Consider the following 25089-nt stretch of genomic DNA (forward strand, 5'->3'; position numbering starts at 1 on the left):
CGGCCTTGATGATGAACGAGCCATGGGGCAAGGACGGACCGGCCGTCGCCGCCCGCCGGGTCACCAAGACCTACGCCAACGGGGTGCGCGCCGTCCGCGCCGTGGACCTGGAGGTCCCGCCGGGCGAGATCCGGGCCGTCGTCGGGGAGAACGGCGCGGGCAAGTCCACGCTGATGAAGATGTTCTACGGCCTCGAACAGCCCAGCGGGGGCGAGATCCTGGTCGGCGGACGGCCCCGGGTGCTGCGCGGGCCCGCCTCGGCGATCGCCCTGGGCGTGGGCATGGTGCACCAGAACCTCATGCTGGTGCCGTCCTTCACCGTCGCCCAGAACGTGGTCCTCGGCGTGGAGCCGGGCCGCCGCGGTCTGGTCGATCCGAAGGCGGCCGTGGAGACGACCGCCCGGCTCGCGGAGGAGTCCGGACTCACCGTCGACCCCAGGGCGCGTGTCGAGGAGGTGTCGGTCGGGATGCGGCAACGCACCGAGATCCTCAAGGCACTGCACCGGAAGGCACGCGTACTGATCCTCGACGAACCGACCGCCGTGCTCACCCCGCAGGAGACCGAGGACCTGTTCGCCGCCGTCCGCCGGCTGCGCGACGGCGGGATGACCGTGCTGTTCATCTCGCACAAGCTGCGCGAGGTACGGGAGATCAGCGACCAGGTGAGCGTGATGCGCGCCGGTTCCCTGGTGGGGACGGTCGCCACCGCCGACGCCACCGAACGCTCGCTCGCCTCCATGATGGTCGGCCGGGACATGTCCCTGGACGTGGACCGTTCCCCCGCCCGTCCCACGCAGACCACCCTGCGGGTGCGGAGCCTCGGCTACGAGGCCGTGAGCGGCCAGTGGCTGCACGGCCTCGACTTCGACGTCGCCGCCGGGGAGATCGTCGGCGTGGCCGGCATCGAGGGCAACGGCCAGAGCGAACTCGCCGAGATCCTCGCCGGGTTGCGCCGCCCGACCACCGGCACGGTCCACATCGACGGCACCGACACGGCCGGTCTCGACGTGGCGGGACACCGCGGGGCCGGCATCGGCTACGTACCGGAGGACCGGCTGCACAACGGCGCCGCCCTCGACGCGTCCATCGCCGACAACCTCGTCGTCGACCGCCACGACCGCCCGCCCCTCGCCCGCCGTGGCGTCCTGAGCCCGAGTGCCGTACGCGCCCACGCCGAGCAGCTGATCGACCAGTACGCGATCCGCACGCCCGATCCGTCGGTCCCGGTGAGCGCACTGTCCGGCGGCAACATGCAGAAGGTCATCGTCGCCCGCGAACTCTCCGCAGGGCCACGCCTGTTGATCGCCTCCCAGGTCACCCGCGGGGTCGACATCGGCGCGATGCGGTTCATGTACGAGCGTCTGGTCGACGCGCGTGACACGGGTGCCGCCGTCCTGCTGATCTCCGCCGACCTCACCGAACTCCTCGCCCTCTCCGACCGGTTGCTCGTCCTCAAGGACGGCCGCCTGGTCGCCCGGTTCGACGACACGACCGGCCTCACCGAGAAGAGGGTCGGGCTCTACATGCTCGGCGTCGAGGAACACGACCACCACCGGCTCACGGCCGGCCTGGAACACCTCCCGACGGGACCGGACGACCAAACGGCCGGTCCGGAAGACCTGGGGGAGGCCCCGTGACCACCACCCCCATGACGGCGATCGAGACCGAGGACCGCCGCCAGTACCGAGCCACCCGGCGCCGCGACTTCGCCGTCGACCTCAGCATGGCCCTGGCCACCATCCTGGCCGCCCTGGCCATCGGCTTCCTCGTGATGCTCGCCACCGGCAACGACCCGGTACGGGCCTACGAGGTGATGCTCACCGGCCCGCTTGACCGCTCCTTCCGCGTCGGCCGCTGGCTGGAGGACGCGACCACCCTCACCCTGCTCGGGCTGTCGGTGGCGATCCCCTTCCGCGCCCGGCAGATCAGCCTCGGCGCCGAAAGCCAGGTGTACGCCGGTGCGCTGGCCGCCGCGACCGTCGCGATCTTCCTGCCGCTGCCGCCCGTCGTCGCCGTGATCGTGCCGATGGCCGCGGCAGCCGTCGCGGGCGCCGGAATGGGCTTCGTACCCGGCGCGATGAAGGCACGCCTCGGCGCCAACGAGATCGTGGCCACGCTGATGCTCAACGCCATCGTCGTCCGCGTCTACGACTACCTGGTCAACGGCCCGCTGAAGGAGTCCGGCAGCAGCGCCGTGCACTCGAAGTCCATCCGGCAGGACTCCGCGCTCACCCCGCTGAGCGACTGGTTCGGCGTCCCACTGGGCCGGGCGAACATCGGCTTCGGGGTGATGCTGCTGACCGCCGTCGCGCTGTGGCTGCTCATCACCCGCACCCCGCTCGGCTACCGCATCCGCATGACCGGCGCCAACCCCGACTTCGCGGCCTACGGCGGCATTCGGTTGCCCCGGGTCATCGAGTGGAGCTTCGTCATCGGCGGCGCCGTCGCGGGCCTGGCCGGAGCCCATCTCGTCCAGGGCGTGTACGGACGGCTCGAACCGGGGCTCGCCGGAAGCCTCGCCTTCGAAGGGATCGTGGTCGCCCTGCTGGCCAGGAACAACCCGCTGGTCGTCGTGATCGCCGGACTCTTCTACTCCTACCTGCGCGCCGGGGGCGACATCATGGAACAGCAGACCGACGTCGGCACCGAGATCGTGGTGGTCATCCAGGCGGTCATCGTGCTGCTGGTCACCGCCCAGGCCCTGCCGAACCTGCTCAAGCGGCGCATCGCGCGCAGGCAGGTGGGCGTCCGATGAGTTCCGTGCTCGACGTCGTCCTCAGCAGCGCCTTCCTGGCGGCCGCGCTGCGGATCGCCACGCCGTACCTGCTCGCCGCGTTCGGCGGCCTGGTCGCCGAACGGGCCGGCATCAGCAACATCGCCCTGGAAGGCCAGATGCTGAGCGCGGCCTGCACCGGTGCGCTGGTCGCCGGATACAGCGGCTCCGTCGCGCTGGGCGCGGTCAGCGGAGTGGCGATGGCGACCCTGCTGGGCGTCCTGCTCGCCGCCCTCCGCCTGGAACTGGGCGCCGACGCGATCATCGCGGGCATCGGCCTCAACCTCCTCGCCTCCGGCGGCACCGCCTACGCCGTCTACAGCCTCCTCGACGACAAGGGCGGCACCTCCGGCCTGAAGAGCGGCAGCCTGCCGACCGTGACCCTGCCGGGTGTCGAGAACGTGCCGGTGCTCGGCGATGTGGTGAGCGGCCAGAACATGATCACCTGGCTGGCCTTCCTGGCCGCGCCGTTCGTCGCCTGGCTGTTCTACCGCACCCGCTTCGGCTTCCACCTGCGAGCGGTCGGCGAGATGCCGGACGCGGCGGCCTCCGTCGGCATCGCCGTCCGGCGTGTCCAGTACACCGGACTCGCCCTCAGCGGGGCCCTCGCCGGACTCGCCGGGGTCTTCCTCAGCATGGGCTACGTCTCCTTCTTCGTACGGGACATGACGGCCGGCCGCGGGTTCATCGCCCTCGCCGCGGTGTTCCTCGGCGGCCTGCGGCCGTGGGGCGTGTTCCTCGCCGCGCTCGGCTTCGGAGCGGCGGAGGCCCTGGCCGTGCAGCTCGGTTCGCTCGACGTACCGCCGCAGCTGGTGTCGACGATCCCGTACGCGATGACGCTGATCGCCCTCGCCCTGTACGCGTGGCGCCGCAGGCGCCGGGGCCGTGCCGTGCCGGCCGCCGCCTCACTCTGACGTCTCGTCACCCCCCTCTCGCCGGGCTTTTCCCACCCGCCAGCACCTCGCCGGGCGAACGGGTCGGCGAGCCATGTCCGCACGCCCGTGCGCCTCCCCTTGGAAGGACACCCATGCGCCACAGATCCCCAGCGCGCCGCAGACGCGCGCTCCTCGCCTCCCTCGCCGCGGCCGGCCTCCTCGGCAGCCTGGCCCTCACGAACGGCTTCGCCGCGGAACCGGAGGCGGACGCCTCAGGGAAGACGCAGGACGTCCGGCTCCTCGACACCCTCACGGTCCCCGCCGGGACCACGGAGTTCGGCATGCCGTTCGGCGGACTGTCCGGCATCGACTACGACGCGCACTCCGGCGAGTACGTCGCCGTCAGCGACGACCGCTCGGAGAACGGCAAGGCGCGCTTCTACACCCTCCGACTGCCCCTCGACGGGGCGGCCTTCGCCGGTGACAAGCCCGCTCTCGACGGCCTGACCGTGCTCGCCGACACCACCGGCGAACCCTTCGCCCCCAAGGCGGTCGACCCCGAGGCGATCCGCTGGACGCCGGGCGGCAAGAGCCTCCTGTGGACCAGCGAGGGCGCTTCGTCCATCGGGCAGCCCGCCTTCGTCCGCGAGGCGGCCACCTCCGGCGGGTACGTCCGCGAACTGCCACTGCCCCAGGCGTACGCCCCCGTCCGGTCGGCCTCGGGCACCCTCACCGCCGGGGTGCGCAACAACCAGGCGCTGGAAGGCCTCACCCTCTCCCCGGACGGGCGCAAGGTGGTCACGATCACCGAGAACGCCCTCGTCCAGGACGGCCCCGCGGCCGGGCTGACGGTCAAGAGCCCGTCCCGGCTGCTGGAGATGGACCGTCGGACGGGGAAGCCGGAGGCCGAGCACGTCTACGAGGTCGACCCGATCTCCGACGCGCCCACCGCGCCGCTGCCCGCCCCGGTCGGCACGTACTCGGCGGACCGGGGAGTCTCCGAGATCGTCGCGATCAACGACACCGACTACCTCACCGTCGAGCGGTCCTTCGCCTCCGGTGTCGGCTTCTCCATCCGCCTCTACTGGACCAGCACCATCGGCGCGACGGACGTGGGCGGCAAGGAAACCCTGTCCGGCACCGAGAAGCCCATGCCGAAGAAGCTGCTGTACGACTTCACCACCTCCGGCACCGACGCCGACAACGTCGAGGGCATCACCTGGGGGCCGAAGCTGCCCGACGGCTCCCGCTCGCTCGTCCTCGTCGCCGACGACAACTTCGGCTTCAACGGCAGTGTCACCAAGTTCCACCTGCTGTCCGTCCGGCCGGATCTCCTCGCCGCCCGCACCCCGGACGTCAACGGTGACGGCGACGTCAACGCCAAGGACCTGGCGGCCGTCCCGACCGCCGGCGCGGCCGGAGACCTCGATGGCAACGGCCGTACGGACGCCGCCGACGTGCGGCTGTGGCTCTCGTACACCCGTGCTTTCCCCACGACGCAGAAGCCGTCGTCCACCGTCGACGTCCAACTGCTGTCCTTCAACGACTTCCACGGCAACCTGGAGCCGCCCACCGGACGCGACGCCAACCTCGGATCCAAGCTCGACGCGAAGTCCACACCGGTCGGCGGCGCGGAGTACCTCGCGGCCCGGCTGGGCCAGCTGAGGCAGGGCACCGACACCTCGCTGACCGTCGCCGCGGGCGACATCATCGGCGCCAGCCCCTTCCTGTCCGGCCTCTTCCACGACGAACCCACCGTCGAATCCATGGAGAAACTGCACCTCGACGTCACCAGCGTCGGCAACCACGAGTTCGACGAGGGCACCGACGAGCTGCTGCGCATGCAGCACGGGGGCTGTCACCCCGAGGACGGCTGCTTCATCAAGGACGAGCCGTACGACGGCGCCCAGTTTCCCTGGCTGGCCGCCAACGTCATCGACCGCGACTCCGGCAAGCCTCTCCTGGCGCCCACCTGGGTGAAGAAGACGGACGGGGTGAAGGTCGGCTTCATCGGCATGACGCTGGAGGGCACGCCCGAGGTCACCGGCCAGTCCGGCATCACCTCCGTGCGCTTCCTCGACGAGGTGCAGACCGCCAACGCCTCCGCCCGCGAACTGCGCCACCAGGGTGTGGAGGCGATCGTCGTGCTGCTGCACGAGGGCGGCGTGCAGGCCGGATCGTACGGCCAGTGCGACGGCATCTCCGGCCCGATCGTCGACATCGCCAAGAACCTCGACCCGGCGATCGACACCGTGGTGACCGGCCACACCCACCAGCCGTACATCTGCTCCCTGCCCGACCCGGCCGGCCACCCCCGCCTGGTCACCTCGGCGTCGTCGTTCGGCCGGGTGGTTACCGAGACCCGGCTGCCGGTGGACCGCCGTACCGGCGACGTCGTACGGGACCAGGTCGCCGCGATGAACCACCTCGTCACCCGCACCGGCGCCAAGGACGCCGACCAGAGTGCCGTCATCGACAAGTGGAAGTCGCTGTCGGCACCGCTGGCCAACCGGGTCGTCGGCAGCGTCACCGCCGACATCACCCGCTCCGAGACCCGCGACGCCGAGTCCGACCTGGCGAACCTCGTCGCCGACGCCCAACTCGCCGCGACCTCGGCACCGGAGAGCGGCGGGGCCCAGATCGCCCTGATGAACCCGGGAGGGGTGCGGGCGGACCTGGTGTACGCGTCGTCGACGGGCGGGGAGGCGGTCGGCGAGATCACGTACGCGGAGGCCTTCGCCGTACAGCCCTTCGCCGGGTCCCTGGTCTCCGTGAACCTGACGGGGGCGCGGATCGAGAAGATCCTGGAGGAGCAGTTCAACGACTCCGGCACCCGGGCACCGACCCTCATGCTCGGCGTCTCCAAGGGCCTGTCGTACTCCTTCTCGCGCACCGCCCCGGTCGGCGACCGCATCGACCCGGCGTCGATCACGCTCAACGGCGACCCGCTGAAGCCGGACGCCACCTACCGGGTCACCGCGAACACCTTCCTCGCCGCGGGCGGCGACGGCTTCACCACCTTCGCCGAGGGCACCGACACCGTCGGCGGCGGGGACGACATCGTGGCCCTCACCGACTACCTCACCGCCCACAGCCCGGTCGCCCCGCCCGGCACCGACCGTGTGAACGAGCTGCCGTGACAACGGCCCCGGCCGGGGAGGTCCAGCGGCTCGGCGGGGCGGTTCCGTTACGCTGACGGTTCGTCCAATGATTGGGGTCGTCATGTCGGAGCAGTCGACGCCGGGCCCGCTGGGTACGGCGATGCGCGCGGTGACGTTTCCCGACGGGTCTCGGGGAATCATCCTGGTCAGGGCCGGCACGCCCCAGGCCGACGCGGAAGTGATGGCGGCACAGGTGTGGCGGGAGACGCCCGCCAAGTAGCCGCCCGCACGGGGAGATCCCGCCCGGTATCCGGGCGGGATCCTCCGCCGTTGCGGGATCCTTCGCCGTTCCCGGAAGCGGCGGTCTCCGGCTCCGCCGACGCGCGACGGAGGGCTCTGCCCGTGCGCGGCGGCGCGGGCGCGCGTGGTGCGAGATCGTGGGTGCGGGGTACTCAGTGGTCCAGCGGCTTGGCCGGTGGAGGTGTGATCATGGTGGCCGAGGCTGATCGCATAAAGAACCCGTGGGGCGCGCGCACCCCCTACGGTCCGGGCGCTCCGTGGCCCGCACGCACCGACGCCCATCTGGCGGCCGGAGTCGCCGAGGACGAGGTGGAGCGGTGGGTGCCGTCCGCCTCGCTGCTGCACTCCAACGGCGACGCCATGGACATCGCCGTACGGCACGGGCGGATCGTGGGTGTGCGCGGCCGTGCCGGCGACCGGGTCAACCGCGGCCGGCTCGGCCCGAAGGACCTCTACGGCTGGCAGGCGAACGGCTCACCGGACCGGCTGACCCGGCCGCTGGTGCGCGAGGGCGGCCGGCTGGTCGAGTCCGACTGGGACACCGCGATGGGCCGGATCGTGGCCCGCTCCAAGGATCTGCTGGACAGGTGCGGGCCGGGGTCGATCGGCTTCTACACGACCGGACAGCTGTTCCTGGAGGAGTACTACACGCTCGCGGTGCTCGCCCGGGCCGGCATCGGCACCAACCACCTGGACGGCAACACCCGCCTGTGCACGGCCACCGCCGCCGAAGCCCTCAAACAGACGTTCGGCTGTGATGGGCAGCCCGGCTCCTACGAGGACATCGACCACGCCGACGTCATCGCCCTGTTCGGGCACAACATGGCCGAGACCCAGACCGTGCTGTGGACCCGCGTCCTGGACCGGCTGGCAGGCCCCGAGCCGCCCCGCCTGGTCTGCGTCGACCCGCGGTACACGCCGGTGGCCCGGCAGGCGGCCGTCCACCTGGCCCCACGCGCGGGGACGAACGTGGCCCTGCTCAACGCGCTGCTGCACGAGATCATCCGTACCGACCGGATCGACCGCGACCACCTCGACGCGCACACGGTCGGCTTCGCCGAACTCGCCGCCCACGTCGAGCGGTGCACCCCGCGGTGGGCGGCCCGGATCTGCGACGTACCCGCCGCGTCGATCGAGCACGCGGCGCAGATCATCGGCGACGCCGAGCGGCTGCTGTCCACGGTGCTGCAAGGCGTCTACCAGTCGCACCAGGCCACCGCGGCCGCTGTCCAGGTCAACAACCTGCACCTCGTCCGCGGCATGCTGGGCCGCCCCGGGTGCGGAGTGCTGCAGATGAACGGCCAGCCCAGCGCACAGAACACCCGCGAGTGCGGCGCCGACGGCGACCTGCCGGGCTTCAGGAACTGGCAGAACGACGAGCACGTCGCCGACCTGGCCCGGGTGTGGAACGTGACGCCAAAGCGCATCCCGCACTACGCGCCGCCCACCCACGCGATGCAGATCTTCCGCTACGCCGAGCAGGGCTCGATCGGGATGCTGTGGATCAGCGGGACCAACCCGGCCGTCTCCCTGCCCGAACTGTCCCGCATCCGCTCCATCCTGGCCAAGGAAAAGCTGTTCGTGGTGGCCCAGGACCTGTTCGAGACCGAGACCGCGCAGCTGGCCGACGTCGTCCTGCCCGCCGCGACCTGGGGGGAGAAGACCGGTGTGCTCACCAACGCCGACCGCACCGTGCACCTGTCCGAGAAGGCCGTCGAACCGCCCGGCGAGGCCCGGCCCGACCTGGACATCTTCCTCGACTACGCCGCCCGCATGGACTTCCGCGACAAGGACGGCGACCCGCTGATCCACTGGCACGACCCGGAGTCGGCCTTCCGGGCCTGGCAGCGGTGCAGCGCCGGCCGCCCGTGCGACTACACCGGCCTCAGCCACGACCGGCTCCGCGAGGCCGGAGGCATCCAGTGGCCCTGCACCGAGGACGCCCCCGACGGCACCGCGCGCCTGTACACCGACGGCATCACCTGGGCGGACCCGGACACCTGTGAGAGCTACGGCAAGGACCTGGTCACCGGAGCGTCCGTCGAGGAGACCGAGTACCGGTCCCTCAACCCGCACGGCAAGGCGGTCATCAAGGCGGCCGAGTACCTGCCGCCCCACGAGGACACCTCCCGGGACTTCCCCCTCCAGCTGATCACCGGCCGCACCGTGCACCACTTCCACACCCGCACGAAGACCGGCCGCGCCCCCGAACTGAACGCCGCCGCACCCGACGTCTGGGCCGAGCTGTCTCCCACCGAGGCGGCCCACCAGGGCCTGTCCGACGGCGATCTCGTCCAGGTCAGCACCCCTCGCGGAGCGGTGCGCGCACGGCTGCGCACCACCGGCATCCGGGACGGCGTCGTGTTCCTGCCCTTCCACTACGGCTACTGGGACACGCCCGCGGGCCACCGCCCGCCCGACGGGGCCACGGGCCGCGCCGCCAACGAGGGCACCGTCACCGACTGGGACCCGGTCTCCAAGCAGCCCCTGTTCAAGACCGCCGCGGCCCGCGTCACCCTCGTCGCCCGCCGTGACACCGGGGCCCGGGCCGGGAGCACGACCGAGACGGCAGGGAGCAGGACATGAGCGGCATCACCACCACGCTGCGCGTCCTCCACGACGGCGAACGCACGCTGCAGCGAGACCTGTTGACGACCGCGGCACGTCACCGCACCGAGCACGAGATCCACCATGTCGCCACGGACCTCTCCCACTGGTCCCGTGAGCACGCCACCCGGCTCGCCGAGGTGGGCCACCACTACGACCTCGACCTGCCCGGCCCGCAGAGCGACCCCTCGCCCGGAGCACTCACCGCGCTGAAGGAGAAGGCCGCCGAAGCCCTCGGCCGCCGCCCGGAGACCGGGCTGCTCCTCCTGTACGACCTGCGCGAACTGCACCTGACCGCCACCCGGAACTCGCTGCACTGGGAGATGCTCGCCCAGGTCGCACAGGCCACCTCGGACGACCGGCTCCTCGGGCTGGCCGGCTCCTGCCACCCCCGGACGCTGCGTCAGATGCGCTGGACCAACACCATGATCAAGCAATTTTCGCCGCAGCTGCTCGCCAGTGCGTGAACGTGGGATTCAGTTGCGTGAGCGTGGGATTCAGGGCCCGTCGCCGATGTCCTCCGCGTCATCGCGGTCGCCCTCGGCCTGAGACGGCGTCGAGTGGTCCGGAGCCGGGCCGTGTTCCGGGGTGTCGGGGTCAGTCGGGCTCGCCTTCGGCCTGGGAGGGAGTGTGGTCGTTCATGAGCGAGCCTCCTGGGGGACGGGGCGGACGCCGGACTCGTCGTCGGTCTGCTGGAAGGTCGTCGTGACCTGTCGCAGGCGCAGCCGTTCCATCGTGTCCAGCTGGCGCCGGGCGCGTTCGAGCAGGTCGTCGAGGTGTACGGGATCGAGACGGTCGTCGGCGTCGGCCAGTCGGCGCAGGGTCCGCCAGCCGGCGGCCTTCCCCTCCACGCCCAGACGCAGCAGCTCCAGCTCCACCATCGGGGTGAGCGGAGAACGGTGGACGAGCCGGCCGTTGGTCTTGAACCGGCCCGCCCTCTCGGCCAGGCGCCCCGCGACGATCTTGTAGCGGCGCACGGGGACGTCGAGCCCTCGCATGATCTTCAGCAGGTCCGCCCGGTCCTCGGCGATCTCGTCGCGGATCGGCCGCACCGCGTGGGCGAGCTCGGGGTCCCGCTCGGACTCGGCGTCGGCCAGCAGCCGGGCCCGGTCCACGCCGAGGGTGGCTCCGGCGAGGTGATCGTTGAGGTAGATGCCGAGCAGGTCCGTGTCGGTCGGGTTCGGGCGGTCGTCCATCAGGCCTCTCCCTTCGTGATCGGCGGCGCCTCGGCGACGTCGGCGCGGTGCCGAGTACCCCGAGGGACCCGGGCACACGCCGTGGCACATGCGGGCCCGGGCCGAAAGGTGGGTGTCTCCGTACCGGGCACGCGGTGAGGGAAAGCGCGGCGCGGTGCGAGAGGGGAAGCCCTCAAGGGCAGTACGACGATGATCGACTAAGCGGCGTCCAAGGCCGCGTTGATCGCCCTGAACAAGTCCATGGCCACTCACCTGGCCAAACGGGGTGTGCGCGCGAACGTGGTGGCACCGGGGCCGACCTGGACGCCGCTCAACGAGGCGGACCAGCACATGCCGCCGGACGGACTGGCCCAGATCGGCAGCGAGGCGCCCCTGGGCCGCGCGGCCCAGCCCGGAGAACTCGCACCGACCTACGTCTGCCTCGCCTCCGACGCCGACTCCAGCTTCACGGTTGGCGAGGTGATCGTGGAGACGGGCGGCAACGCCGACCCGGCGAGACGGCAACGCCGACACCCGGTGAGACACCGCACGGACGCAGGCGTGGCCCGTGCACGCGTGGTCCGCCGGGCGAAGGCCTGGCGAGTGCGCGGGAGGGCGTGCCTGCCGCTCCCCGTGGGCGTAACGTCCTCATATGGGTGAGGTCGGGTACGTCCGGCACGGATACGTCGTGCCCCGAGCGGAGCGGCGGGGCGCCCGCGGCCGTGGGTGGGTCCCCAGCGATGCCGGAGGTGCCTCGTGACCAGCAGGGGTGACCCGGCCGCCGACACAGGTGAACTGGATGCCGTCTTCGCGGAGACGGTGCGCCGAACCGGCGCGTCGATCGGTGCCCTGTACCTGCTCGCACCGGACGAGCAGGTGTTGTGGCTGGACGTGCTGTGCGGGGCGCCGGCCGAGTTCGCCGCACCGTGGGCGAGGGTGTCGACGGCCGCTCCGGCACCGGTGGCGGAGGCGGTCCGTGAGGACCGGATGGTGTGGGTGGGCAGCCAGGAGGAGATGGCCCGCTCCTATCCGCGCACCGCGATGGTGCTGCCCTATCCGTTGGCGCTGGTCGCCGCACCGGTCACCGACGCCCGGCGCTGGGGGGTACTGCTGCTGATGTGGCCGGCCACCCGTCCGCCGTACATGACCGGGCGGGAGCGGGGCCACATCGCGTCCCGGTGCCGACGCATGGCCCGGCTGCTGCAGGAAGCCGACGCGGCCGGCAGGCTCCCGGCCCGCAGCGCCCTGCCTCGCGTCGTCCCCACGGGAGCTGGCGGCCGGTCCGCGAGCCCCGCGACGGCCGCCGCCGACTTCGCGGAGCGCCTGCCCGGCGGCAGCTGCGCCCTGGACCTGGAGGGGCACTTCACCTACCTCAGCTCCGGCGCCTGCCGGCTGCTGGGCCGCGAAGCCGGTCAGCTGCTGGGCACCCTGCCGTGGCAGTCCCTGCGCTGGCTCGACGAGCCCACCTACGAGGACCGCTACCGTGCCGCGGTGATCAGCCGCGAGCCCGTGTCGTTCACCGCGTGCCGCCCGCCGGACCAGTGGCTGGAGTTCCACCTCTACCCGGACGCCAGCGGCATCAGCGTCCGCATCGTTCCCAGCGGTGCCCAGCCCCCGCCCGTACCGGCGCCCCGCTGGTCCACGCACACCGTCACACCGACCCGCGCGGGCCGGCTCTACCAGCTCACCCACCTGGCCGCCGGGCTGACCGAAGTGGTCGGCGTGCAGGACGTCGTCGACCTGGTCGCCGACCAGATCATGCCCGCCTTCGGCGCCCAGGGCCTGGTCCTGTCCACCGCCGACGGCGGCCGACTGCGCATCAACGGCTACCGCGGCTACGCCCCCCACACCATCGAACGCCTCGACGCCCTGCCCCTCGACACCGACTTCACCCCGGCCGGGCGCGCCCTCGACAGCGGCATCCCCGCGTTCTTCTCCGAACCGGAGGAGATGCGCCGCATCTATCCCGAAGCGCCTCTGATCAGCGGCAAGCAGGCCTGGGCGTTCCTGCCGCTGATCATCTCCGGCCGACCCGTCGGCATCTGCGTCCTGTCCTACGACAACCCCCACGAGTTTCCCGCCGAGGAACGCGCCGTCCTGACGTCGCTCGCCGGGCTCGTCGCCCAGGCCCTGGACCGCGCCCGCCTGTACGACACCAAGCACGAGCTCGCCCACGGCCTCCAGCAGGCGCTGCTCCCGCGCACCATGCCCCGGATCACCGGCCTGCGGGTCGCTGCCCGCTACCTGCCCGCGACCCGTGGCATGGAGATCGGCGGAGACTTCTACGACCTGATCCGGCTGGGCGACACGGCCGCCGCGGCCGTCATCGGTGACGTCCAGGGCCACAATGTCGCCGCCGCCGCTCTGATGGGCCAGGTCCGTACCGGTGTCCACGCCCACGCGACCCTCGGCACGGCTCCCGACCAGGTCCTGGCCAGAACCAACCGGCTCCTGACCGACCTCGGCCCCGACCTGTTCACCAGCTGTCTCTACGTCCACCTCGACTTCGCCCGGGAGCGCGCGACCCTGGCCAGCGCCGGTCACCCGCCACCGCTCCTGCGCCTGCCCGACGGCGACACCCGGCCCGTCGACGTCACGCCCGGGCCGCTTCTGGGCATCGACCCGGACGCCGTTTTCCCTCTGACCGAGATCCCGCTCACCCCGGGCGTCATGCTCGCCCTCTACACCGACGGCCTCGTCGAGACACCGACCGTCGACCTCGACGACTCCATCGCCGACCTCGCACACCACCTGGCGCACGCCGACGACCGGGACCTGGACCTGCTCATCGACGACCTGCTGCGGAAGGCCAGTGCGACCGAGCAGCGCACCGACGACGTGGCCCTCCTGGTGCTGCAGTACGGAACGGGCCGCTGACAGCCGAGATGACTCGCCGGTGCCGGGTACCCGGTCCGCTGCGGAGCCGGACACGAGGGGCGTGGCACGGGCAGACCTGAGGAGGCACGGGATGCGGTGGCGAAATCACGTGGTGGTGGTGACCGGAGCGTCCGGCGGGATCGGACAGGCCACGGCCGAGGCGTTCGCGCGCAAGGGATGCGCCGTGGTGCTGGCCGCGCGCCGCGAGGAGGCGCTGGAGGCGACGGCCCAGGAGTGCGCGAAGCACCGCGGGGCACGGACGCTGGTCGTGCCGACCGACACGACGGACGTCAAGGCGGTCGAGGACCTGGCACGGCGTGCCGTGGAGGAGTTCGGCCGGATCGACGTCTGGGTCAACAACGCGGCCGTCAACGCCTTCGGCCGTTTCGAGGACGTGCCGCTGGAGGACTTCCGCAAGGTCCTGGACGTCAATGTGATGGGCTACGTGCACGGCGCCCGAGCGGCACTGCGGGTGATGCGGCAGCAGGGGACCGGCACGCTGATCAACATCTCCTCCATCGTGGGTGCCGTCGCGCAGCCGTACAGCCACCCGTACAGCATGTCGAAGCACGCCATCCAGGGGCTCGGATCGAGCCTTCGGCAGCAGCTGCTGGTGGAGGGGGTGAAGGGCATCCACGTGTGCACCCTGATGCCCGCGACCATCGACACCCCGCACTTCGAGCAGGCGGCCAACTTCACCGGGCGCAAGGTGGTCGCCATGCCCCCGGTCTACAGCCCCGAGCGGGTCGCCCGGGCCGTCGTGGCCCTGGTCCGGCACCCGCACCGCGAAGTGGTGGTCGGGCCGGCGGGCCGGGCTCTGGTACGTCAGTCCAGGCTGGCACCGGGACTCGCGGAGCGGGCCATGGCACGGCAGACGGACAAGACCCATCTGTCCCGCGACGAGGAAGCCCCGGCCACGCACGGAGCGCTGCACGTTCCGGCTCCCGGCGAGGGAACCGTGCACGGCGGCTGGGGCGGGCGACGGCGCACCGCGATGCGCAGGACGGCCGTCGCCGCCGCGGTGGCGGGAGCGGCCGTGGCCGCCGGCCGCCAGGTGAGCCGGAGCCATTCGGGCTGACCAACAGCACCCGGGCGTGGCTGACCGGCGGCACCCGCGCGTGAGCGGTTCGCCGAATCACCCGGCTCACTCGGCGAACCGCTCCGCGATCGTCCTCCTCAGCCGCCCTGCTCCCTCACGGTCGCGTCGAGGGCGGCCGCCAGCGCATCGGGGTCGCCGGCCGCCGACGGGTCGGCGCGCAGGCGTTCCCTGAGAGCCTGGCCGGACACCACCTGCAGCGCGCCGCGGCAGTGCTCCGAGTCCAGGTCCGGTGCCGGAACCACCTCGGCCCGGCCGCGGAGGAGCACCAGCACGGCGTCGTCCTCACGGTTCAGCAGTTCACGGACATGCTCGCCGGTGATCACCGGATGGCTCCCTCCTCCTGGTCCGGCCCGTCCTGGTCCAGCCAGCCCGTGGCCCCCGCGGTCACGGGGACGGGCGCCGGTACACGGACCGCCTCCATGACGAAGCCGCTGCGCAGGCGGGCCGGTACGCGGGTCAGCGGGATCCTCAGGTCCTGCGGGGGCACCTCGTACTCCAGCCGGGCCGGCCGCGGACCGAGGGCTGTCAGCAGCACGATCGTGACGTCCTCACCGGGGCAGCGGTGCCCGGCGGCCCGGTCGCCAACGCCTTGCGGAACGAGTTCGTCGCGCTGGGGCGGCCGCTCCAGGAAGCGCTGCGGGGCGAAGGCGTACGGATCGGTCCACAGGTCGGGGTCGTGGTTCTGGCCGTACAGGTCGAGCAGGACCAGCGCGCCGGACGGGATCGGTTCCCCACGCCACTCCGGATCGGTGACGGCCCGGCCGCCGAGGAAGGGGGCGAAGGGGTGGAAGCGCCCGCCGCCCGAGTCGCGGGCGATCGCGAGGGCGACCGTGTCGCGTGGGCCCCGGTCGGTGCTTACGCACCACACTGGGCAGGCATCACCATCGCCATCACCATCACCTCGGGACTGTCGGACGACTCCGACACCTCTTGGCCCTGTGATCTTCACCCTCAGACCCGGCCCGCAGCACACCGGCACCCACGACAAGGCAGCACCGATGACGATCGACGAGAGGGCAGAGCGGGTGATCCCGCTTCCGCCGGACCAGGTGGCGCAGTACGCGATGGACTGGCGCCACGACGCCGAGTGGACCCAGGGCATCCGGGCGGCGGCACTGACCCGGGAAGCGGACGGAGGGGGGTTCGGCGTCGGCGCCGAGGTGACCCGTACCGCCTACTTCCTGGGCAAGCGCATCGACTACGTGCTCCGGGTCGCCGCGTACGAGCCCGCACGGCTGCTGGACATGGTGTCGGTGGCCGGACCGATGCCGATGCACATCACCTACACCTTCACGCCGCACCCGGACGGCACGCTCGCGGGCATCCGGGTCCGGGGCGACGCAGGCGGCTACTACCGCCTTGCCGCGCCGATCATGGCGAGAAAGGTCCGCTCCTCCATCGGCAAGGACCTGCACGACCTCGAGCGCAAGCTGCAGGAACCACCGCCATGACCGCCGTTCCACGTCTTTGGCGTACCGGCCCAGGGAGCGAGGTGTGTCATGGCATTCGACGAAGGACTGGCTGAGCGCATCCGAGAACGCCTGGGAGCGGATCCGGCGATCACCGAGAAGCGCATGTTCGGCGGCCTGGCGTTCCTGCACCGGGGGAACATGGCCGTCGGTGTCGTCGGGGACGAGCTCATGGTCCGCGTTGGCCCCGACGGCACCGACGCCGCGCTGACTCGGCCCGGTACACGCGTCCTCGACTTCACCGGCCGACCGATGCGCGGCTGGGTCGTCGTCGCCGCGTCCGCGCTCACGGAGGACACCGCGCTCGACGCGTGGATCGACGAGGGCCACACCTTCGCGGCGGCCCTGCCACCCAAGTAGACCGGGCCCCACATCTGTGACGGGACCTTGCCGCACCGTCTCCGGGGAGAGGTGCCCAGGACCGAAGTGACCGTCCGCACCGCCGACGTCGACGCGGGGATGAACCGGCCCGAGTGGCCGGACTGTCGCGCCACCGCCCCTTAGGCCGGTCGGAGTGGGTGCCGTACTCCTAGGAGGATCCCGGCCTTCTCCAGGCGTCGCAAACACGGCAAGTTCGCAGGTGAACGAACCGTTGGCGGGGCTTGTGCCCTGACTGAGCAAGGAGGACGCGGTGACTCGGACCACCTCGGAGATCACAGAGCAGGACAGCCGGAAGGTCGTACTCGTCACGGGTGCCACAAGCGGCATCGGCGAAGCAATCGCCAGGCGGCTTGCCGCGGAAGGGCACCACGTCGTTGCCGGTGGGCGCCGAGAGGATCGGCTGACCAGCCTGGCCGAGAGCGTCCGAGCCGACGGCGGAAGCATCGACGTACGACGTCTCGATGTCACCGAACGGGCCGACGTGGCCAGGTTCGTCGACGAAACGGTTGCCGCCCGGGGGCACATCGATGTGATCGTGAACAACGCCGGCGTCATGCCGCTGTCGCGTCTCGACTCACTGCTGGTGGACGAGTGGGACCGGATGGTCGATGTCAACGTCAAGGGTCTGCTGCACGGCATCGCCGCGGCCATGCCGCACTTCCAGCGCCAGAACAGCGGGCACTTCATCACCATCGCGTCGATCGGTGCCTACTCCGTGGTTCCCACGGCCGCTGTGTACTGCGCCACGAAGTACGCGGCCTGGGCGATCACAGAAGGCTTGCGCCAGGAGGCCGACCCGTTCATCCGGGTCACCACCGTCTCCCCGGGCGTCGTCGAGTCCGAACTCGCCGAAACCATCACCGAACCAGGAGCCGCGGCGGCGATGAAGGCCTACCGCTCGGCTGCCATCCCGCCCGATGCCATCGCCCGTGCGATCTCCTACGCGATCAGTCAGCCGGCCGATGTCGACGTCAACGAGATGGTCATCCGGCCCGTGCGGCAGCGCCCGTAAGAGGAACGACGCGTCTCGTTCGGGTCGTTCATCGTCCGGGACGCCGGGTTCCGGGACGCCGGGTTCCAGGACGGCTACCTTCAGCGCTCCGAGATGGCGCCGACCGAACCGGGCGGCAGTGGCCAGACGGCCAGACGGCGAGACGGCGAGACGGCGAGACGGCGAGACGGCGAGACGGGCAGACGACCGGACGACCGGACGACCGGACGGCCGGACGGCCGGAGTGGATTCACTCGCCTGTGGCGATGTCCTGCTGCACGGAATCCGAGGCCTGCGCCGTCCGGGTCGCGGTGATACTGCCGAGCAGCGACAGCGCGTGGGCGGAGGGGCTGCCGGGCTCGGCCTGGTAGACGACGAGTTGCTGACCGGGCGCGCTGTTGATGGTCAAGGACTCGTAGTCCAGGGTGAGTTCACCGACGACCGGGTGCCGGAAGCGCTTGGTCTCGTGCCGCTTCTGGCGGATGTCATGACGCGACCACAACCTGCGGAACGCTTCGCTCTTGAGCGACAACTCGCCCACCAGCTCGATCATCCGCGGATCGTCGTAGTCGGTCCCCGCCGACTCGCGCAGACCGCCGACCGTGTTGGCGGCGACCCGGTCCCAGTCCGGATAGAAATCCCGGGCGTCGGGGTCGAGGAAGACGAGCCGCATCAGATCCCCGCTGTAGGTGTGGCCGGCGAACAGGGCGCCACCGAGGGGGTTGTGCGCGAGCACGTCCATACAGCGCCCCAGAATCACGGCGGGCGTCCCGGTCCAGGTGTTCATCATCCGCAGCAGAACAGGACTCACCCGCTGACGCCGGGCGTTCTTGCGGGAACGTCCGGGCACGGGCCGGGCCAGTCGGTGCAGATGGGCCGTCGCGTCGTCGTCCAGCAACAGTGCCCGGGCGAGCGCGTCGACCACCTGTACCGAGGGGTTCCTCTCGCGGCCCTGCTCCAGGCGTATGTAGTAGTCGGTGCTCAGCCCGGCCAGCGTGGCCACTTCCTCCCGGCGCAGACCCGCCACACGGCGGTGGCCGGTCACGGGCACTCCCTGCTCCTCGGGCTGCACGAGGCCGCGTCGAGCTCGAAGGAACTGCCCCAGCAGGTTGTCGCCGTCCATGCCGTCGACAGTAGCCCCGCACCCCGAGCCGTGCGGCCGCGCAGGGTGGCCGTGATACTCCCAGGCTCGTCGGACTCAGGCCTGCGGCTGTCCGAGTTCGTTAGCGCCAGACGTCATGTCCTGGGTGCCGATGACCGAGAGAAGCCGCAGCTGGGCGGCGCCTTCGGTGCCGGGCGGGGCGCTGAACCACAGCAGGCGCTGGCGTCCGTCCTCGCTGAACAGGCTGTGGCAGTCCAGCTCGATGACGCCCAGCGCGGCGTGCACGATGCGTTTGTGGTCGGTCCGGCGAAGGGCGACATCGTGGGTGTCCCACAGGTCGGCGAACTCCTGGTTGCGCCGTCGTAGCGCGGCCACCATCCGGTGCACCTCGGTGTCGTCGCCGTGCCGTGCGGCGACCGCCTGGAGGTCGGCGACGAAGACCCGCGAGTGGTGGGGGTGGTCTTCGGCGGGGTAGAGGCCACGGGCGTCGGGGTCGGTGAACCAGCGGTAGACGAAGCTCGCTTCGGGGCCGCGCACCGCCGGGGGCCGGCCGACGAGCGCCGCAGCCAGATGGTTCTGCACCAGGGTTTCGTGCAGGTCGGTGATGACCTGGGCGGGAGTGGTGGTGAGCTGGTCCAGCAGGCCGAGCAGGGCCGGCTGCACGTGCGCGGTCGGGCCGTGCGCGGCCGGGGGGACGCGACGGCCGGCGAGATGGAACAGGTGGTCGCGTTCGTCGCCGTTCAGTCGCAGCGCCCTGGCCAGGGCGGCCAGCACCTGGGCCGAGGGCTGGGTGCCGCGGCCACGCTCCAACTCGGTGTAGTAGTCGGCGGACAGGCCCGCCAGCTGGGAGACCTCCTCGCGTCGCAGTCCGGGCACCCGGCGCCGTGGGCCGGTGGGCAGGCCGACATCGGACGGCCGTATGCGGGCGCGCCGGGACTTGAGGAACGCGGCGAGTTCGGAGTGGTTCACGCCCCTATCGTCACTCGCGTGGGCGTCCTGAACCAGGGGGTGGCAACCCCTGGGTGGAGACAGCCCTGGCTGGCCCGGCAGTGGCGGCCCACGCTGGAGAGGCAAGCAGGGAGCAGCCGGTGACCACACCGACGCCCCCCGCCACGATCACCCGTCGTGGCGTTCCGTAACCGGCATCTCTCGCAGGAGTCTCCATGCCGAACCAAGAATCCGCGCCGACTCGCTCCGTGCAGACTCGCTCCACGCCGACTCGCTCCGCGCTCGACGACCGCGCGGGCCTGCCCCGCGTCGCCATCGTCACCGGCGGCTCCCGCGGTATCGGCCGCGAGACGGTGAGCCGGCTGGCCGCCGACGGATTCGCCGTCGTGGTCGGCTACGCGGGCAACCGTGATCTGGCCGAGGCCGCCGTCAAGGAGGTCACCGCCGTCGGCGGCCGGGCCATCGCCGTCCAGGCCGACGTCGCCGACGAGCAGCAGGTCGCCGCACTCTTCGACACCGCCGCGTCCGAGTTCGGCGGCGTCGACGTCGTCGTCCACGCGGCCGGCCGAATGTATCTGTCCCCGGTCGCGGACCTGGACCTGGCGCAGCTGGACGCGGTGTACCGCACCAATATCCGTGGGAGCTTCGTCGTCGCCCAGCAGGCCGCCCGGAAGATCCGCCGCGGTGGGGCGATGGTCACGTTCTCCACGTCCGTGGTGGGCCTGGCGTTTCCCGGATACGGCGCCTACAGCGCCAGCAAGGGTGCCGTCGAGGCGCTCACGATGATCCTCGCCCGAGAGCTGCGCGGCCGGGACGTCACCGTCAACGCCGTCGCCCCGGGCCCCACCGCCACGGAACTGTTCCTCGACGGCAAGGACGAGGAGAGCATCGCCCGCCTGGCCGCCCAGCCCCCGTTGGAACGCCTCGGTACCCCCGCCGACATCGCCGAGGTCGTCGCCTTCCTCGCCTCGCCGGCCGGCCACTGGATCAACGGCCAGGTCGTCCGCGCCAACGGCGGCATCGTCTGACCTGCCGGTGTCACCGCGGTCGCGCGAGGCGCTGCCGGTGACACCGCCGGTGCCGTTAGTGAGCCGCACCCACTCGTTCGTGAGCCGCACCCACTGGCCTCGCGAGGACGACCATGCCCTGCTCCCCGCAGGCAGTTCCCTGTCATGCCATCCCAGAAAAGAGAACAACCATGCCCTTCGCCAACTTCAAGGTCCCCGCCGGCACCCTCGACGAGCAGCAGAAGGAGAAGATCGTCGCCCGCACCACCGAGCTCTACGTCGAGATCTACGGCGAACGGGCCCGCGCCAACACCATGGTCCTGGTCGAGGAGGTGGCCGACGGAGGCTGGGGCATCGGCGGCAACGTCCTGACTCTCGCCATGCTCGACCAATCACCCGAGGCGTGACGGTCTGACACCGGCGGGCAGCCGATCGGCTTCGGGGCCGGTCGGCTGCAGCCACTCAACCCGAAGACCGTGACTGCTGGTTGAACCATCCGGCTGCCGCGGATCGGCACGCGTGGCTCTCCGGTCAGTCGGGTGTGTCCGCCGAGTCGGCCGGCTCGGAGTCGTCGGCCGGCGCGGCCCGCTCGATGTCGTCGTTGGTCGCGGCCCAACTGGCCGGCAGGTTCAGGCCGTCCTGCGAGGCTGACGTGGGCTCGGCGGTGTAGGTGAGGAGGAACTGGCTGGGGTCGGGGCCCAGGGGGAAGGTCTCGAAAGGCAGGTCCAGGTCACCGACGACAGGGTGGTGCAGGCGCTTGACGCCTGTGGTGTGGATCCGGACGTTGTGGGCGGCCCAGCGGTGACGGAAGTCCTCGCTGCGGGTGGACAGTTCGCCGATCAGGTCCGTCAGCCGCCGGTCGTGGAGATCCCGGCCGGCCTCGGCGCGCAGCATGGCGACCGTGTCGTCCGCGACCGTGGTCCCAGTCGCGGAAGAACTCCCCGCGGCTGGCCGGCAAGGAGGCCGCCGTCGCCGTCACTACCGGCGTCCCCGCCGACCACTACACCCCCGAAGGCTCGAACCAGGCCACGATCGAGACCCTCCTCGGCAACTGGCACGCGACCCTGCGGCTGGGCCAGTTCGACATCCGGCAGCCGATGGTCAAGGTGTACGGCACGGCCTTCGGCCTCTTCGACGAGGACCTGGCCACCGTCGCCAAGCAGTACAACGAACTGCTCGCCTCCTTCGCCGCCTGACCCACGTCCCACGACCACCGCTGAACGCCCCTCCCGGGCGACCGGCGCCTGACGGGCAAAAGCCCCGTCAGGCGCCCCTTTTGGCGCCTCTAGAGCGGCGAAGCCGTTCAAGGGCGAGGGCGTTTCCGGTGCGAGTGGCTCATGCTCATGCCGCCGAGGAGGTGGACAGGCCCTCGGCGTTGGTGCGGCGGCGGGTGTAGCCGAGCCGGCGGGACAGGCTCCGTTCGCCGGAGTGGCGTATCAGGTCAGGGTGATTTCCAGGACGGTGACGGAGAGCGGCGGCAGGGTGCTGGTGAAGGAAGCCGCGGCGCCGGTGACGGTGCCGGTCCTGGGCACCACAGCCGTGGGTTCGGTCAGCGTGTTGGTGGTGGTGGGTGAGGGTCCGGTCAGGACGGTGGCGGTGGCGTTCCTCTCGACACCCTTGGCCAGCCCCTTCAGTTCGACCGGCACATTCACTTTCTCCGTCCCGCAGTTGACGACCGCGAGGTAGAGGCGGCTCCCGGAGCGGGTGGCGACGGTGGCGACGGCCGGCAGTGCACGGGCGGCGGCCGGCAGCACTGTGCTGCCCAGCCCGCTCGTCAGCATGTGCTGCGCCCAATAGCTGGGCGAGGCGTAGCTGGTGAGGTTGTCATAGGCGATCAGGTTGGTCGCCCAGACGTTGTTCTTGACGTGGGAGAAGAGCGGCGCGTAGCACTCCATGAGGACCTGGTCGGAGTTGCGGATCAGCCCGGCCAGCCACGCGGCGTCGCCCAGCGCGGCGTTCAGGTCGGGTGTGGGGCGGCCCTCCTGCGCGGCCCATTCCCCGACGAAGACCTTCGTCGAGTTGCGGTCCCGGCTGTCGTACTTGTGGGTGGAGGCCTGAGCGGCGGACGGCGCGAGGTAGTAGTGCTCGTCGATCAGGTCCGGCTCGCGACTCGTCACCGGCGTCGTGGCGATCAGCTTCAGTTGCGGGTACTTCGCCTTGATCGCGTCGTGGAAGGCCGCATACCGCTCCTCGTACGATCCGGAGCGGTCGAAGAAGTCCTCGTTGCCGATCTCCACGAACTCGAGCGGGAACGGCTTCGGGTGTCCGTCGGCGGCCCGCTTCGCGCCCCAGGTGCTGGTCACCGGGCCGGTGACGTACTCGATCTCGTCGAGTGCGTCCTGGACGTATGGCTTGAGCGCGTCGCCGGTCACGTGTTCGCCCTTGAGCGAGTAGCCGGCGAAGACGGCGAGGACCGGCTGGGCGTCCATGTCCTCGACCCATTCCAGGTATTCCAGCACTCCGAGCCCGTCCGTCGACCAGTAGCCCCAGGCGTCGTCCATGTGGCCGGGGCGCTCCCAGGCCGGACCGATGGTCTTCTTCCAGTCGAACCGAGTGGCGATCGTGTTGCCCTCGAGGAAGTTTCCGCCGGGGAAGCGCAGGAACTTCGGTTTCAGAGCGACCAGTTTCTCCATCAGGTCGATGCGCAGTCCGTTGGGACGGTTGTTGTAGGTGGGAGGGAAGAGGGAGACGTGCTGGAGCCATAGGGTCTCGCCCCCGGCGGCGGGGTCGGCGATGGTGACGGTCAGTTTCGCGTCACCGACCACGGGGGTGCCTGGACCGGTGCGCAGGGTGAGCTCGAAAGGGCGGTCGGGGAACGTGGTGCCGACGTGGGGCACCTGTGCGGACGCGTACACCGTCGCGCCGTCCGCCGACTCGATGGTCACCGTGAGGGGCCCGATCCGGTGCGATGCCTTGGCGAACAGCCGGGCCTTGTACGTGGTTCGGGGCCGCACCGGTATTCCCCAGTAGCCGTCATTGGCCACCCCGGCCCGGCTTCCGGCCCCGGTGCCGCTCGGCAGTACGACCTTGAGGGAACGCTTGAGCGCGTCGTTGAGTGGAGTGGCGGTGTCGAGAGCGAGAGTCGTCCCACCGACGGCGGACCAGTGGACCGGCGCGGTGTCGCTGGCCATCATCGCGCGGTTCTGTACCAGTTCGGCGTAGATACCTCCCTCGCCCGAGTGGTTGATGTCCTCGAACATCAGGCCGGGAAGGATGGGGGACACGGCGTGCGCGGGGTGGGCGACGTCCACGCTGAGCAGCGGTGTCGTGGTCTCCACCGGCACTCCGGCCAGCGCCGCGACCTGGTCGGAGGTGAGGACGGACGGGAACATCCACACGTCGTCGATCAGGCCGTGCCACTGGTCGACGTGCCCGCCGCCGTACAGGGCGCGGCCGATGGCGGTGTCGCCGCTGCCGGCCCATCCCGCTGTGTAGGCCGTTTCCCCTTCCAGCACGCCGTTGACGTAGAGGCGGGTGACGCCGGCTGCGGGGTCACTGACGCCGACCAGATGGGTCCAGGCGCCGATGGCGGGGGCGGAGGCGGCGGCCGCCACCGCGGCATTTCCGGTGGCGTCCCCGTTCAGCCGAGCGAAGGCGAAGGTGCCGGTGTCGTCGCGCAGCCCCAGGTAGAAGGAGCTGACGACCTTGCCGTCGATGCTGACGGCGGTCTGGTAGCCGCCCGTCTGAGCGAGGTTGACCCATGCGGCTACCGAGAATGCCTTGGATGTGTCGAGGGCCGGCCCGGACGCCGCGGCGTTGCCGTCTGCCGTGAGGCCCAGGCAGTGGGCGCCGACCTTGCCGGTGTCCCAGGTGGCAGCGCCCTGGAGTACCGCGGTGCGAGCGTTGCCCGAAGAGTCGGCGGCGGAGGTACCGGAGCCCTCGTCGAAGGTCCAGTGCGCGGCTGCGGAGGGGAGGTCCGCGGCAGGGGCGTCCGCGGCCGCGCCGGAGCGCTCGGCGGCCCGGGCGGGAGCGGAGGCGGCGAACGTCCCGGCGAGGGACGCGGCGCCCAGGGCGGCTGTGAGGACGGTCCTGCGGGGCAGCGCGGCTTCTGAAGACATGTGCGACGTTCCTTGGTGAGATGAGTCGGTCAGGGCAACTGCCCAGTGCGGTGCGGCGGGGGAGGACCATGACGAATGGGGGGACTGCCGTTCCGCGGTTTGTCGCCCGCATCCGTGGTGATCGCAAACCTTGGGCGCCGATGGCCAGGGTGATGTCTGTGCGGGGGCGAGACCGAACTGCGGCGTTACCTGAAGTTGACGCCAGCCCCGACGCCGACGCCCAGTCGCCGTTCCTGGTCGAGCCCACGACGGTCACCACCCGTGTGGAGTGGCCTCCACCGTCGGCGAACGGCGGGCGGCACCGCCCTCGGTGCCCGCAGTGCTCG

The 25089-nt window shown here is 71.3% G+C and carries 21 protein-coding genes and 2 pseudogenes; 16 read left to right on the top strand and 7 right to left on the bottom strand.

Annotated elements, in window-relative coordinates; all coding sequences use genetic code 11:
• Positions 1-8 precede the first annotated feature (8 nt).
• From ACWBNA_RS19960 to ACWBNA_RS19990, 7 genes are all read left to right on the top strand, one after another.
• A complete protein-coding gene (locus tag ACWBNA_RS19960) occupies positions 9-1637 on the top strand; it encodes an ABC transporter ATP-binding protein (RefSeq protein ID WP_482705780.1) in 1629 nt (542 codons plus the stop codon).
• Positions 1634-2755, top strand: a complete 1122-nt coding sequence (locus ACWBNA_RS19965; RefSeq protein WP_482705781.1) for an ABC transporter permease — start codon at positions 1634-1636, stop codon at positions 2753-2755. Before ACWBNA_RS19960 ends, ACWBNA_RS19965 begins: the two co-directional genes overlap by 4 nt.
• Positions 2752-3687, top strand: coding sequence for an ABC transporter permease (locus ACWBNA_RS19970; protein WP_482705782.1), 936 nt, complete (start codon positions 2752-2754; stop codon positions 3685-3687). The genes ACWBNA_RS19965 and ACWBNA_RS19970 overlap by 4 nt, the downstream gene beginning before the upstream one ends.
• 113 nt (positions 3688-3800) lie before the next feature.
• Positions 3801-6788 carry an esterase-like activity of phytase family protein gene (locus ACWBNA_RS19975; RefSeq protein ID WP_482705783.1) on the top strand — a complete coding sequence of 996 codons (2988 nt, stop codon included), beginning with the start codon at positions 3801-3803 and terminating at the stop codon, positions 6786-6788.
• 82 nt (positions 6789-6870) lie between these two features.
• Positions 6871-7029: a hypothetical protein gene (locus ACWBNA_RS19980; RefSeq protein WP_482705784.1), complete on the top strand. Its 159-nt coding sequence runs from the start codon at positions 6871-6873 to the stop codon at positions 7027-7029.
• A 209-nt stretch (positions 7030-7238) separates the two neighbouring features.
• Positions 7239-9635, top strand: a complete 2397-nt coding sequence (locus tag ACWBNA_RS19985) for a molybdopterin oxidoreductase family protein (protein WP_482705785.1) — start codon at positions 7239-7241, stop codon at positions 9633-9635.
• Positions 9632-10123 carry a hypothetical protein gene (locus tag ACWBNA_RS19990; RefSeq protein ID WP_482705787.1) on the top strand — a complete coding sequence of 164 codons (492 nt, stop codon included), beginning with the start codon at positions 9632-9634 and terminating at the stop codon, positions 10121-10123. Before ACWBNA_RS19985 ends, ACWBNA_RS19990 begins: the two co-directional genes overlap by 4 nt.
• A 171-nt stretch (positions 10124-10294) precedes the next feature.
• Here ACWBNA_RS19990 and ACWBNA_RS19995 read toward each other — a convergent pair whose 3' ends face one another.
• Positions 10295-10852, bottom strand: a complete 558-nt coding sequence (locus ACWBNA_RS19995) for a hypothetical protein (RefSeq protein ID WP_482705788.1) — start codon at positions 10850-10852, stop codon at positions 10295-10297.
• 213 nt (positions 10853-11065) lie between these two features.
• Between ACWBNA_RS19995 and ACWBNA_RS20000 the strand changes: the two are divergent.
• The 3 genes and pseudogenes from ACWBNA_RS20000 to ACWBNA_RS20010 all read left to right on the top strand — a co-directional run.
• A pseudogene (locus ACWBNA_RS20000) lies at positions 11066-11491 on the top strand (SDR family oxidoreductase); the annotation flags it as partial.
• 96 nt (positions 11492-11587) lie between these two features.
• Positions 11588-13708: a SpoIIE family protein phosphatase gene (locus ACWBNA_RS20005; RefSeq protein ID WP_482705789.1), complete on the top strand. Its 2121-nt coding sequence runs from the start codon at positions 11588-11590 to the stop codon at positions 13706-13708.
• A 91-nt stretch (positions 13709-13799) separates the two neighbouring features.
• Entirely contained in the window at positions 13800-14786 is a 987-nt protein-coding gene (locus tag ACWBNA_RS20010; protein WP_482705790.1) for an SDR family oxidoreductase, read from the top strand.
• A gap of 98 nt (positions 14787-14884) precedes the next feature.
• Here the strand turns inward: ACWBNA_RS20010 and ACWBNA_RS20015 are convergent, their stop codons facing one another.
• Both ACWBNA_RS20015 and ACWBNA_RS20020 read right to left on the bottom strand, forming a co-directional pair.
• On the bottom strand, positions 14885-15130 hold the full coding sequence (locus tag ACWBNA_RS20015; protein ID WP_482705791.1) for a hypothetical protein: 246 nt from the start codon (positions 15128-15130) through the stop codon (positions 14885-14887).
• Positions 15127-15600: pseudogene (locus ACWBNA_RS20020) on the bottom strand (cytochrome P450); the annotation flags it as partial. The pseudogene ACWBNA_RS20020 and the gene ACWBNA_RS20015, both read right to left, overlap by 4 nt.
• Before the next feature lie 205 nt (positions 15601-15805).
• On the opposite strand from ACWBNA_RS20020, the gene ACWBNA_RS20025 reads away from it, so the two are divergent.
• The 3 genes from ACWBNA_RS20025 (at position 15806) to ACWBNA_RS20035 (ending at position 17669) form a co-directional block, all read left to right on the top strand.
• Positions 15806-16258: an SRPBCC family protein gene (locus tag ACWBNA_RS20025; RefSeq protein ID WP_482705792.1), complete on the top strand. Its 453-nt coding sequence runs from the start codon at positions 15806-15808 to the stop codon at positions 16256-16258.
• Between the two features lie 48 nt (positions 16259-16306).
• Positions 16307-16636 carry a TfoX/Sxy family protein gene (locus ACWBNA_RS20030; RefSeq protein WP_482705793.1) on the top strand — a complete coding sequence of 110 codons (330 nt, stop codon included), beginning with the start codon at positions 16307-16309 and terminating at the stop codon, positions 16634-16636.
• Positions 16637-16907: 271 nt separating this feature from the next.
• The gene (locus ACWBNA_RS20035; RefSeq protein WP_482705794.1) at positions 16908-17669 is read left to right on the top strand and encodes an SDR family oxidoreductase; all 762 of its coding nucleotides are present in this window, start codon (positions 16908-16910) and stop codon (positions 17667-17669) included.
• 229 nt (positions 17670-17898) lie between these two features.
• Here the strand turns inward: ACWBNA_RS20035 and ACWBNA_RS20040 are convergent, their stop codons facing one another.
• Both ACWBNA_RS20040 and ACWBNA_RS20045 read right to left on the bottom strand, forming a co-directional pair.
• The gene (locus tag ACWBNA_RS20040; RefSeq protein WP_482705795.1) at positions 17899-18771 is read right to left on the bottom strand and encodes a helix-turn-helix transcriptional regulator; all 873 of its coding nucleotides are present in this window, start codon (positions 18769-18771) and stop codon (positions 17899-17901) included.
• A 75-nt stretch (positions 18772-18846) separates the two neighbouring features.
• Complete coding sequence (locus tag ACWBNA_RS20045) at positions 18847-19719, bottom strand: helix-turn-helix transcriptional regulator (protein ID WP_482705796.1); 873 nt, start codon at positions 19717-19719, stop codon at positions 18847-18849.
• Positions 19720-19913: 194 nt separating this feature from the next.
• Here ACWBNA_RS20045 and ACWBNA_RS20050 point away from each other — a divergent pair, with 194 nt between their 5' ends.
• Positions 19914-20726, top strand: a complete 813-nt coding sequence (locus ACWBNA_RS20050; protein WP_482705797.1) for an SDR family oxidoreductase — start codon at positions 19914-19916, stop codon at positions 20724-20726.
• Between the two features lie 170 nt (positions 20727-20896).
• Positions 20897-21112, top strand: a complete 216-nt coding sequence (locus ACWBNA_RS20055) for a 4-oxalocrotonate tautomerase family protein (protein ID WP_482705798.1) — start codon at positions 20897-20899, stop codon at positions 21110-21112.
• Between the two features lie 124 nt (positions 21113-21236).
• On the opposite strand, the gene ACWBNA_RS20060 is transcribed toward ACWBNA_RS20055, so the two are convergent.
• Positions 21237-21599 (bottom strand): MmyB family transcriptional regulator, encoded by a 363-nt coding sequence (locus ACWBNA_RS20060; protein WP_482705799.1) that lies wholly within the window; start codon positions 21597-21599, stop codon positions 21237-21239.
• A gap of 53 nt (positions 21600-21652) precedes the next feature.
• On the opposite strand from ACWBNA_RS20060, the gene ACWBNA_RS20065 reads away from it, so the two are divergent.
• The gene (locus tag ACWBNA_RS20065; protein ID WP_482705872.1) at positions 21653-21901 is read left to right on the top strand and encodes an NAD(P)H-dependent oxidoreductase; all 249 of its coding nucleotides are present in this window, start codon (positions 21653-21655) and stop codon (positions 21899-21901) included.
• Between the two features lie 240 nt (positions 21902-22141).
• On the opposite strand, the gene ACWBNA_RS20070 is transcribed toward ACWBNA_RS20065, so the two are convergent.
• A complete protein-coding gene (locus ACWBNA_RS20070; RefSeq protein ID WP_482705800.1) occupies positions 22142-24763 on the bottom strand; it encodes a LamG-like jellyroll fold domain-containing protein in 2622 nt (873 codons plus the stop codon).
• Between the last annotated feature and the right edge of the window lie 326 nt (positions 24764-25089).

The sequence above is a fragment of the Streptomyces sp. Q2 genome (assembly GCF_056820935.1).